Source organism: Pseudomonas sp. ChxA (assembly GCF_030263855.1).
Taxonomy (GTDB): domain Bacteria; phylum Pseudomonadota; class Gammaproteobacteria; order Pseudomonadales; family Pseudomonadaceae; genus Aquipseudomonas; species Aquipseudomonas fluorescens_CB.
In genome coordinates this window covers 3,694,414-3,705,906 of the sequence record NZ_JARPMK010000001.1, presented here as the reverse complement: position 1 = coordinate 3,705,906, position 11,493 = coordinate 3,694,414, and the positions used below count along the sequence as shown (strand labels likewise).

General features: G+C 58.8%; 10 protein-coding genes. 9 read left to right on the top strand and 1 reads right to left on the bottom strand.

The annotated features are described in order from the left end of the window. The first annotated feature begins 11 nt into the window (after nucleotides 1-11). The 3 genes from P5706_RS16545 (at nucleotide 12) to P5706_RS16535 (ending at nucleotide 2,588) form a co-directional block, all read left to right on the top strand. Nucleotides 12-353, top strand: a complete 342-nt coding sequence (locus P5706_RS16545) for a cupin domain-containing protein (RefSeq protein ID WP_285680234.1) — start codon at nucleotides 12-14, stop codon at nucleotides 351-353. 60 nt (nucleotides 354-413) lie between these two features. Next, nucleotides 414-1,493 carry a polyamine ABC transporter substrate-binding protein gene (locus tag P5706_RS16540; RefSeq protein ID WP_200432684.1) on the top strand — a complete coding sequence of 360 codons (1,080 nt, stop codon included), beginning with the start codon at nucleotides 414-416 and terminating at the stop codon, nucleotides 1,491-1,493. Nucleotides 1,494-2,081: 588 nt separating this feature from the next. Then, a complete protein-coding gene (locus P5706_RS16535; protein ID WP_285680232.1) occupies nucleotides 2,082-2,588 on the top strand; it encodes a M10 family metallopeptidase C-terminal domain-containing protein in 507 nt (168 codons plus the stop codon). Between the two features lie 49 nt (nucleotides 2,589-2,637). On the opposite strand, the gene P5706_RS16530 is transcribed toward P5706_RS16535, so the two are convergent. Beyond that, nucleotides 2,638-3,423: a helix-turn-helix transcriptional regulator gene (locus P5706_RS16530; protein ID WP_285680230.1), complete on the bottom strand. Its 786-nt coding sequence runs from the start codon at nucleotides 3,421-3,423 to the stop codon at nucleotides 2,638-2,640. Nucleotides 3,424-3,623: 200 nt separating this feature from the next. Between P5706_RS16530 and P5706_RS16525 the strand changes: the two genes are divergently transcribed. From P5706_RS16525 to P5706_RS16500, 6 genes are all read left to right on the top strand, one after another. After that, nucleotides 3,624-4,988, top strand: coding sequence for an APC family permease (locus P5706_RS16525; protein ID WP_200432681.1), 1,365 nt, complete (start codon nucleotides 3,624-3,626; stop codon nucleotides 4,986-4,988). Between the two features lie 9 nt (nucleotides 4,989-4,997). Further along, complete coding sequence (locus tag P5706_RS16520; protein WP_285680228.1) at nucleotides 4,998-6,101, top strand: DmpA family aminopeptidase; 1,104 nt, start codon at nucleotides 4,998-5,000, stop codon at nucleotides 6,099-6,101. Nucleotides 6,102-6,469: 368 nt separating this feature from the next. Further along, nucleotides 6,470-7,903: a serralysin family metalloprotease gene (locus P5706_RS16515; RefSeq protein WP_285680226.1), complete on the top strand. Its 1,434-nt coding sequence runs from the start codon at nucleotides 6,470-6,472 to the stop codon at nucleotides 7,901-7,903. Nucleotides 7,904-7,952: 49 nt separating this feature from the next. After that, nucleotides 7,953-8,321, top strand: a complete 369-nt coding sequence (locus P5706_RS16510) for a protease inhibitor Inh/omp19 family protein (RefSeq protein ID WP_200432678.1) — start codon at nucleotides 7,953-7,955, stop codon at nucleotides 8,319-8,321. A gap of 103 nt (nucleotides 8,322-8,424) precedes the next feature. Beyond that, nucleotides 8,425-10,182, top strand: a complete 1,758-nt coding sequence (locus P5706_RS16505) for a type I secretion system permease/ATPase (protein ID WP_285680223.1) — start codon at nucleotides 8,425-8,427, stop codon at nucleotides 10,180-10,182. Beyond that, the gene (locus P5706_RS16500) at nucleotides 10,179-11,492 is read left to right on the top strand and encodes an HlyD family type I secretion periplasmic adaptor subunit (protein ID WP_285680221.1); all 1,314 of its coding nucleotides are present in this window, start codon (nucleotides 10,179-10,181) and stop codon (nucleotides 11,490-11,492) included. Before P5706_RS16505 ends, P5706_RS16500 begins: the two co-directional genes overlap by 4 nt. The last annotated feature ends 1 nt before the right edge of the window (nucleotide 11,493 follow it).

Sequence of the window (11,493 nt, the reverse complement as noted above, 5' to 3'; positions counted from 1 at the left end):
CGGGAAAACCCATGAGCATCACTCACTTCAAAGACGCGCTGAATGCCCACCTGCCGGACTCGTCACCGGTGGCCGTGCCCTTGGGCGAGCCCATCGCCGTGGCCTCGACCTTAAGTGTTGAGCGCAACGATGGCGTCGAAACCGGCATCTGGCAATGCACCACAGGCCGCTGGCGCCGACAGATCAAATCCCAGGAGTTTTGCCACTTCATCCAGGGCCGCTGCACCTTCACCCCCGACGACGGTGAAGTCGTTCACCTACAAGCCGGCGATGCACTGATGTTGCCGGCCAACAGCACCGGTATCTGGGACATCCACGAGACCGTGCGCAAGACCTACGTATTGATGCTGTAACGCTTTGATCCTTGATCGCCTGCCATAAAAACAGCCCTAAAACCGCCAGGAAATCGAACCATGAAAGCCATTGCCCTGTTGCCCTTGATGTTGGTGGCCGCTATCAGCCAGGCCGCCGAGACGGTGAAGATCTACAACTGGTCGGACTACATCGCGCCGGACACCACCAAGAACTTCCAGAAAGAAACCGGTATCGGTTTCACCTACGACGTGTACGACAGCAACGAAACCCTCGACGGCAAGCTGATGACCGGCAAATCCGGCTATGACGTGGTGTTTCCGTCCAACCACTTCATGGCCCGGCAGATCCAGGGCGGCGCGCTTAAAAAACTCGACAAGAGCCAGCTGCCCAACTGGAAAAACCTCAACCCGGTGCTGCTCAAGGCCCTGCAAAACAACGACCCGGGCAACGAGCATGGTTTCCCATACCTGTGGGGCAGCACCGGCATCGGCTACAACATCGACAAGGTCAAGGCGGTGCTCGGCGATAACGCGCCCGTGGACTCCTGGGACCTGATCTTCAAACCCGAGAACATGGCCAAGCTGCAAAAATGTGGCGTGGCGATTCTCGACAACGGCCCGGAACTGCTGCCAGCGGCGCTTAATTACCTGGGCCTGCCGCCCCACAGCAAGAAGGCCGAGGACTACAAAAAAGCTGAAGACCTGCTGATGAAAGTGCGCCCGTATGTGGCCTACTTCCATTCCTCGAAATACACCGCCGACCTGGCCAACGGCGATATCTGCGTGGCCGTCGGCTTCTCCGGCGACATCCTGCAGGCCGAAAGCCGTGCCAAGGAAGCCAAGAATGGCGTGAACATCGGCTACAACATTCCCAAGGAAGGCGCCGCCATCTGGTTCGACATGGTCGCCATGCCCGCCGATGCCCCGGATGAAAAAGCCGGTTACGCGTTCATGAACTACCTGCTGCGCCCGGAAGTGATGGCCAGCATCACCAACTACGTGCACTACGCCAACGGCAACGCCGCTGCCGACAGCCTGGTAGACCCGCTGATCAAGACCGACACCAAGGTGTACCCAAGCCCGGAAATGATGGGCAAGCTGTTTGCACTTGAAGCAATGCCGCTGAACATCGACCGGATTCGTACGCGGGTGTGGAACACCATTCGAACCGGCCGCTAGGCCTGCTTTGGAGGCCTGCTTTCTGTGGCTGGTCCGCTTCCTGTGGCTAGCCCGCTTGTTGTGGCAAGCGGGCCTGTTGTGGCGAGCGGGCTTGCCCCGCGTTGGGCTGCGAAGCAGCCCCAAAACCCCCCACTGAGAACTGCCTGATACAGCGCATTCTTCCTCACTGGGGCCGCTTCGCGCCCCAACGCGGGGCAAGCCCGCTCGCCACATTAAGCCCTCAGCCATACGATCGTACGATCGTTCCCATGTTCTGCGTGGGAATGCAGCCAGCGACGCTCTGCGTCCTGGTTTTACAGATTTTAGCGGGATAAACAACAAACCCCGTTAAGTCTGCTGATGTTTGGAATGTAGCTGTAAATATTTAATTATATTCAATACTTGTTTCGAGATTTGCCAGAAAGGAATTGTTAAAGATATTAGATGGCAGGTAATGACGATTGTGTGGGAGATTTTAGTCTGTCGCAGGGAGTAGCGAGCAGCAGTATTTAATGATGTAGCATTGTTCGTTAGCGTATTAGGTTGTAAGAGGTTTACTCCTTGTGGCGATTGAAAAAACACTCAATCCTAATTTACACAGGTGATTATATGACTACCTATGCAAGCCCACCCAGCAGTGGTCAATGGATTCGTCCAGGCTTTTCCGCTCCTGAATTTCGCGGAACAAAAGCCGACGAGAGCTTGGCACCCAAGACCAACCTGCCCAACGTCATGGTCGGCGGCGGCGGCGCTGACCATTTGTTTAGCCCGGAAGGCGAAACCACATTTAAATACAACAGGTTAAGTGATTCCCTTAGTACCCGGTCGGATATCATTTTCAGTTTTCGCCCCGAACGGGATAAGGTTGATATTTCCGATATGCTGTGGGAAGAGGGAATCGATAAAATCAACTATGTGGGTGATGGCGAAAAGCTTAAAAACGTCGGTGACGGTTATCTGCGGGTGGACAATACAATGCGTATCACCACGCTGAGGGTCAAGGTCAATGAGCATGGGCCGGACTTCATGGTTAAAATTGATGGTCGGTCGGTTAACAAAGACCACATTATAGATTCCAAAAATAAACTCTTCGTTCCTAGTGGCCTTTACTGGTAATACCCACACTGCCAAGTAGCGCCGTGCTGACGTTGATTTATTTAAATGGCTAAGGTTTTTCCACGTCATGCCCCAACGACTGGATAAACAACGAAAACAGCTCCGGCTGTGACGAAATATCCAGCTTTGCATACAGGTGTCGCCGGTGCACCTTCACGGTATCCGGCGAGATCTTCAAACGCTCGGCCATGGCTTTGGACGAGAACCCGCGCAACACCAGGCGCGCCACTTCCAGCTCGCGCTCCGACAGTACACCGCTGCCAAAATGGCTAAGCGCGTCGCGAATTTGCGTGTCCATCGCCGGCGTACGCTGGGTGCTTTGCTGCCAGTGCTGTTGCATCAACGGCAGCACCCAGGCCGCCAGCGTCGTCATCAACCCGGTTTCTTCAAAGTTGAAACGCCGCTGCATGCCCAGCGATAACGACAACGTCCCCGTACCCGGCAATTGCAAAATGAATTGCACCTCGTCTTCGAGCACGTTGTCGTGGAAGTAGTTGAGGAAGTATTCACTCTGGCGAAAATGGTCCGGCGCCACTTCCTCCAGGCGATACACGCCACTGGCATAACCGTCGCGGTAGGCCTGGTAAAACGGGTCGATCAGGTATAGGCCATTAAGGTACACCAGCATCGAGGCTGGTTTGCTGCTGGGCTGGGCGTCGTATTCTTCCAGAGCCAGGGGCGGGCCATCGAGGGGGTAAAAAATCGCCAGGGCGTTATCGAACGGTAGGCATTGGTGCAGCAACAGTACCAACTGCTTCCAGAAGCGCTCGGTGCCCAGGTGTGCGACGGTGCGGCCCAGGCCAGCATGCATGCCGACCTCTCTGAACAGGCTCATAAACACGGCTCCAGCCCTCAATAGATCAGCCAAGGGTTCGGCTTTTGCCGGGTATCGTCAAGGGGAGTACGCCAATAGGGGCATTGGCCTGCATAAACACAGCGTTTACTTTGCCGTCATCCAGCGGGAAGCATATCTCGCCACCGCCTGACTTTTTTCGTTTCTGCCTCCTACCAAAAAAAACGACAGAGGATAACGATATGAGTGCTTCCCCCGCGCCAGACGGCGTGCTCAAGCCAACGCTGAGTGTTTTTGATGTGGTGGCCATTACGGTTTCGGCGGTCACGCCGGCCAGCTCCGTATTCGTGATTGCCCCGTTTGCCATCCAGCAAGCGGGCAGTGGTGTGTTTCTGGCGTTTGTGATGGCCGCCTTGCTCGCGCTGATGTTCGCCTTCTGTTACGCCGAACTCGGTCGTGCCCATAACAGCGCCGGTGGTGAATATGTGTATGCCAAGCGGGTGTTTGGCGGCATGGCCGGTTATGCGACGTTTCTGACGGTGCTGGTGATGCTGTTGTTTATCCCGCCGGTCTTGGCCACCGGCGCCGCGACGTACCTGAACAATGCCCTGGGCACAAAATTCGACGCACAAACCGTCGCCCTCGTCATCGTGGTGTGCAGCTACGCCTTGGGTATCCTCAATATCAAGCTCAATGCCTGGATTACCGGCACGTGCCTGCTCTTGGAAGTGGCGGCGTTGCTGGTGATCGTGTTTATCGGTTTTGGCAACCCGGCACAACCGGCCAGCGTGCTGTTCCAGCCGCAGATCGTCGAAAACGGTGTGCTGCATCTGGCGCCTTGGGCACTGGTGATTGGCGCCGTGGGCATCGGTCTGTTCTCGTTCAATGGTTATGGCCCTGCGGTTTTGCTGGCCGAAGACATGAAGTGTGGTGGCAAAGGCGTACACAAGGCGGTGCTGTGGTCGCTGGGGCTGGTGGTGGTGATCGAGTTGGTGCCGATCACGGCGCTGTTGATCGGCGCGCCGTCGCTGAGCGCGATGATCAGCAGTCCTGACCCGATTGGCTATCTGCTGACCAGCCACGGCAATGAAACCCTGTCACGCCTGGTCAGCGCCGGGATCTTCCTGTCGGTGTTCAACGCAATTGTCGCCATTGTCATTCAGATTGGCCGAGTGGTGTTCAGCAGCGGCCGTGATGCCCTGTGGACGCCGCGCATCAACGCGCTGTTTACGCGCATTCACCCGCGCTGGGATTCACCGTGGCTGGCTACGCTGTTTTTGGCGGTGCCTTCGGCGCTGTTGAGTTTCAGCTCGAACTTGGCGGACCTGACGTCGTTCAGTGTATTGCTGATCATACTGGTGTACCTGGTGGTGGCGTTGAGCGCGCTGATGAGCCGGGTACTGCTGCGTGATCGCGAGCATCCATATCGCATGCCGCTATGGCCGCTGCCGGCATTGCTGGCCGTGCTGGGCGCCGGTTACCTGTTGGTGACCCTGATCGCGGCGGCGTCGGTACGCGACATCATGATCATTATCGGCTTGCTGGCCTTGTCGGTGATTTTGTATTGCATCAGTGGCCGGACGAGTCCGGCGTATCAGAAATTGTAAGGAGTGGGTATGCGTGCACGTCAGTTGGGCATTACGTTGGGGCTGGGCACACCCGGCGAATTGAATGCAATCACCGATGTTCCCGGCGTCCGCGTGGGTCACGCCACGCTCAAGGCCAGTGTCGACGGCAAGCAGGTGCGCACCGGCGTCAGTGTGATCCAGCCGCGCGCCGGGGAGGCGCGACAGCAACCGTGTTTCGCCGGCTACCACGTGCTCAACGGCAATGGCGATGCCACCGGCCTTGAGTGGATCAACGAGGCGGGGCTGCTGACTACCCCCATCGCCATCACCAACACCCACAGCATCGGGATTGTGCGCGACAGCCTGATCGCCCTGGAGCGCGAGCGCCTGGCGGACCCGGCGGTGTACTGGTGCATGCCGGTGGTGATGGAAACCTACGATGGCTTGCTCAACGATATCTGGGGCCAGCATGTCAAGCCTGAACATGTACGCCAGGCGCTGGACGCGGCCGAGGGCGGGCCGGTGCAAGAGGGCGCAGTCGGCGGCGGCACCGGCATGATCTGCCATGAGTTCAAGGGCGGCATCGGCACCGCATCCCGGCGGGTGTCTGAGGAGCAGGGCGGTTGGACCGTCGGCGTGCTGGTGCAGGCCAACCATGGCAAGCGCCAGGAGTTGCGCGTGGATGGCTACCCGGTCGGGCGCCAGTTGATGGGCATTCCATCGCCCTTCGCTGAGCGCGGCACACCGGGCATGGGTTCGATCGTGGTGATCATCGCCACGGACGCGCCGTTGCTGCCCCATCAATGCCAGCGCCTGGCGCAACGCGCCTCCATCGGTATCGCGCGCACCGGCGGCGGCACCGAGGATTCCAGTGGCGACCTGTTCCTGGCCTTCGCCACGGGCAATCACGGGTTGCCACCGGCAGATTACGGGCGCAAGGACCTGGCACTCAGCAGCGTGTTGCGCATGGTCAACAACGACCATATTTCGCCCTTGTTCAGTGCCGCCGCAGAGGCGGTGGAGGAAGCGATCATCAACGCGATCCTGGCGGGCGAGGACATGACGACGGAAGAAGGCATCACGGTGCCCGGTCTTGGCGACGAAGTATTAATCGGCGCGTTAAACAAGTGCGGTTGGAGCCTGTCCCGGTAATTGGGGGCACGCACTTTAATAGTGCGGGTGGTGGCTCTTTAATATTGAACTATGACACCGTGTCAATATATTGGATCCATTATTCAAGAGGGCCGTTCAGCTAGAGCGGCTTTACCGCTATTTAATATTTAAATAACAGTCGGCGGCGATTTGCCGCGCAAGCGCAATTACCCCCAATAAACGCTGTGTGCGACTTCCTCAAGTTGAATCTACGTCACATTTTTGTTGCGGAAATATTTGTAGACGAAAGATTTCAAGTTGTGTCAGTTTCGATACGCCTTCAAAAGAGGCGAGTGATAGGACGATCCTCGCCCGCGAGGTTCCTATCGAACAAAGACTGATGCACTTGCAAACAAGGAAGTACGTTTATGTCAAAAGTAAAAGACAAAGCTATTGTATCTGCCGCGCAAGCCAGCACTGCTTACTCGCAAATCGATAGCTTCAGCCATCTGTATGACCGTGGCGGCAACCTCACGGTCAATGGCAAACCGTCCTTTTCCGTGGACCAGGCAGCAGACCACCTGCTGCGTGATGGCGCCTCGTACAAGGATGTGAATCACAACGGCAAGATCGATCTGACTTACACCTTCCTCACCTCGGCTTCCTCGGCCACCATGAACAAACATGGCATCTCCGGGTTCAGCCAGTTCAACACCCAGCAGAAAGCACAGGCCGTACTGGCCATGCAATCCTGGGCGGATGTCGCCAACGTGAGCTTTACCGAAAGCGCCTCGGGTGGTGACACACACATGACCTTCGGCAACTACAGCGGAGGCCAGGCCGGCGCAGCAGCGTTCGCCTACCTGCCGGGCACCGGCGCGGGCTATGACGGCACCTCGTGGTACCTGACCAACAACAGCTACACGCCGAACAAGACCCCGGACCTGAACAACTATGGCCGGCAGACCCTGACCCACGAAATCGGCCACACCCTGGGCCTGGCTCACCCTGGCGACTACAACGCCGGGACCGGCAACCCATCGTACAAAGACGCGGACTATGGACAGGACACGCGTGGCTACAGCGTCATGAGTTACTGGAGCGAAAGCAACACTAACCAGAACTTCAGCAAAGGCGGGGTCGAAGCCTATTCGTCCGGCCCGCTGATCGACGACATTGCCGCGATCCAGAAGCTCTATGGTGCCAACTACGCCACTCGCGCCGGCGACACCACCTACGGTTTCAACTCCAACACCGGGCGTGATTTCCTCAGCGCCACATCCAATGCCGACAAGCTGGTGTTCTCGGTATGGGACGGTGGCGGCAACGACACCCTGGACTTCTCCGGTTTTACCCAAAACCAGAAGATCAACCTCAATGAAGGCTCGTTCTCCGACGTTGGCGGCCTGGTGGGCAACGTGTCCATCGCCCAGGGCGTTACCGTCGAGAACGCGTTCGGTGGTGCGGGCAACGATCTGATCATCGGCAACAACGCCGTCAACATCATCAAAGGCGGTGCCGGCAACGACATCATCTACGGCGGTGGCGGTGCGGACCAACTGTGGGGCGGCGCCGGCAACGACACCTTTGTGTACGGTGCCAGTTCCGACTCCAAGCCGGGTGCGGCGGACAAGATCTTTGACTTCACCTCCGGTTCGGACAAGATCGACCTGTCCGGCATCACCAAAGGTGCGGGCTTGAGCTTCGTCAATGCATTCACCGGGCATGCCGGCGATGCTGTACTGAGCTACGCCTCGGGTACCAACCTGGGCACCTTGGCGGTGGACTTCTCCGGGCACGGCGTGGCGGATTTCCTCGTCACCACCGTCGGCCAGGCCGTCGCCAGCGACATCGTAGCCTGATGTAAAGCGCGCGGCGCCCCGGCGCCGCGCACTCAGGATGGAGCAGCAGATGCCGCGTTTTTCCCATTTGATCGCCTGTGCTTCACAGGTGTTGTTCGTTTCGGCAGGAGCCCACGTCATGGCGAGTAGTCTGGTTTTACCCACCACCGCGCAATTGGCCGGCCATTGGCAATTGCAGCAAAAGGACCAGGTGTGTGCACTCGACCTGTTGGATCAGCCCAACGCCGTGGCCGGTGATGTCGACTGTGCCGAACGTTGGCTGGGTGATAAACCGCTGAGCTGGTCGCCGACCCCGGACGGTATCTGGCTGTTTAACGCCGAGGGCAGCGGAATTGTTCATTTGAACCGCGAGAAAGACGGTGAATACAAAGGGCACACACCTTCAATAGCGGAAGTTGTGCTGCAACGAACACCTTAATTAAAAAGTTATAAGCTTATAGCTAGAGATTAATAGTTGGCCGTCCCACTTCAGGGCAGGGGCAACTATTGCGCGTCATTGGCTTTGGGGAAGATCAGACACTATGGCGAAGTCCCATGCGGTTGCGCCTTTATTCAGGGCGTTGGGTGAATACAAGAGCATTTTGATCAGCATCGGTTGCTTTACCGCCTTGATTAACCTGTTGATGCTGGTGCCGTCGATTTACATGCTGCAAGTGTATGACCGTGTGTTGTCCTCCCAGAATGAAACCACCCTGGTGATGTTGACGCTGATGGTCGTGGGCTTCTTTGTGTTTATCGGCACGCTGGAAGTGCTGCGCAGTTTTGTCGTGATACGCATCGGCAGTCAGTTGGAACGGCGCTTCAACTTGCGGGTGTACAAAGCCGCGTTTGAGCGCAACCTGCAACGCGGCCAGGGGCATGCCGGGCAGTCGCTGGGCGATTTGACCGTGATCCGCCAATTCATCACCGGGCCTGCGCTGTTTGCGTTCTTCGATGCGCCGTGGTTTCCCATCTACCTGTTTGTGATTTTCCTGTTCAACGTGTGGCTGGGCGTGTTGGCCACGGCGGGCGCTGTGCTGTTGATCGCACTGGCGTGCCTGAATGAGTACCTGACCAAAAAACCACTGGGCGAGGCGGGAGCCTTTTCCCAGCAGTCGACCCAGTTGGCCACCAGCCACTTGCACAACGCCGAGACCATCCAGGCCATGGGCATGCTCGGCGCGTTGCGCAAACGCTGGTTCGCGGTGCATTCGCAGTTCCTCGGGTTTCAGAACCGGGCCAGCGACACCGGTTCGGTGATTACCTCGCTGAGCAAATCCCTGCGCCTGTGCCTGCAATCCTTGGTGCTGGGCCTGGGCGCCTTTCTGGTGATCAAGGGCGAGATGACGGCGGGGATGATGATCGCCGGTTCCATCCTGATGGGCCGCGTGCTCAGCCCCATCGACCAACTGATTGCGGTTTGGAAGCAGTGGAGTTCGGCCAAGCTGGCTTACCAGCGCCTTGACGACCTGTTGCGTGAATTTCCACCCGAAGCCGAGCCAATGACCTTGCCGGCGCCCAAGGGCCAGATGAGTTTCGAACACGTCAGCGCCGGTCCGCCCGGGCGGCGTATGGCAACCCTGCAGCAGGTCAGTTTCAGCCTTGGCGCCGGTGAAGTGCTGGGCGTGCTCGGTGCCTCGGGTTCGGGCAAGTCGACCCTGGCCCGCGTACTGGTTGGGGTGTGGCCAACCCTGGCCGGCACCGTGCGCCTGGACGGCGCGGATATCCATCGCTGGAACCGCGACGACCTCGGCCCGCATATCGGCTACTTGCCCCAAGACATCGAACTGTTCAGCGGCAGCATTGCCGACAACATTGCGCGCTTTTGTGACGCCGACCCGGATTTGGTGGTGAAAGCCGCGCAACAGGCGGGCGTGCATGAGTTGATCCTGCGTCTGCCGCAAGGCTACGACACCGTGCTGGGCGACAACGGTGGCGGCCTCTCCGGTGGCCAGAAGCAGCGGGTGGCCCTGGCGCGTGCGCTGTACGGCGCGCCGCGTTTGATCGTGCTGGATGAACCCAACTCCAACCTTGACACCGTGGGCGAGGCCGCCCTGGCCAGCGCCATCGTGCAGATGAAAGCCCAGGGCAGCAGCGTGGTGCTGGTCACCCACCGCTCCTCGGCGTTGGCCCAGGCCGACAAGTTGCTGGTGCTCAGCGAAGGCCAATTGCAGGCATTCGGCCCCAGCCAGGAAGTGCTGCGCGCGTTGTCGGGCCAGCAACAGCAGGAAGCGCCACGGGAAAAGGCCGGTGTGAGCCTTAGCCGTCAGTACCAGACCGGAAGGAATCCAGGCGCATGAGCAGCCTTACAGTTGAGCCCCGTTTTAAAGAGCGTGATGCCGGTTTTTTCGTGAAGATGGGTTGGTTGCTGACGGTTGTCGGCGCCGGTGGGTTTTTCCTCTGGGCGAGCCTCGCGCCATTGGACCAAGGCATTCCCGTGCAAGGCACGGTGGTGGTCTCGGGCAAGCGCAAGGCCGTGCAAACCTTCAGCCCCGGCGTGGTCAGCCGGATCCTGGTGAAGGAGGGCGAGTTGGTCAAACAAGGCCAGCCGCTGTTTCGCCTCGACCAGACCCAGAACCAGGCCGACGTGCAGTCGCTGCAAGCCCAGTACCGCATGGCCTGGGCCAGCGTGGCACGCTGGCAGAGCGAGCGCGACAACCAGGCAGCGATTACCTTTCCCGCTGAGCTGAGCGCCAACCCCGATCCGGCTTTGGCGTTGGTGCTGGAAGGCCAGCGCCAATTGTTCAGCAGCCGCCGCGAAGCCTTTGCCCGCGAGCAGGCCGGGATCCGCGCCAATATCGATGGCGCCACCTCGCAACTGAGTGGCATGCGCCGCGCGCGCACCGACCTGTCCGCCCAGGCGCAATCGCTGCGTGATCAACTCGCCAACCTGCAACCCTTGGCCGACAACGGCTATATCCCGCGCAACCGCTTGTTGGACTACCAGCGACAACTGTCCCAGGTGCAACAGGACCTGGCGCAGAACACTGGCGAAAGCGGACGCGTGGAGCAGGGCATTCTCGAGTCACGCCTCAAGTTGCAGCAGCACAGTGAGGAATATCAGAAAGAAGTGCGCAGCCAACTGGCCGACGCGCAACTGCGCAGCCTGACCCTGGAGCAGCAACTGACCTCGGCGGGCTTTGATTTGCAGCACAGCGAGATCAATGCGCCAGCCGATGGCATTGCAGTCAACCTCAGTGTGCACACCGAGGGCGCCGTGGTGCGCGCCGGTGAAACCCTGTTGGAGATCGTGCCACAAGGCACGCGCCTGGAAGTGGAAGGGCATTTGCCGGTGCACCTGGTCGACAAGGTGGGTACGCACTTACCCGTCGACATTCTGTTTACCGCCTTCAACCAGAGCCGCACCCCGCGTGTACCGGGCGAAGTCAGCCTGATCTCGGCCGACCAGATGCTCGATGAAAAGACCGGCCAGCCTTACTACGTGCTGCGCACCACGGTCAGCGAGGCTGCATTGGAAAAACTCCACGGCCTAGTGATCAAGCCGGGCATGCCCGCCGAAATGTTTGTGCGTACTGGCGAACGTTCGCTGCTCAATTACCTGTTCAAGCCGCTGCTCGATCGCGCCGGTTCTGCGTTGACTGAGGAATGAG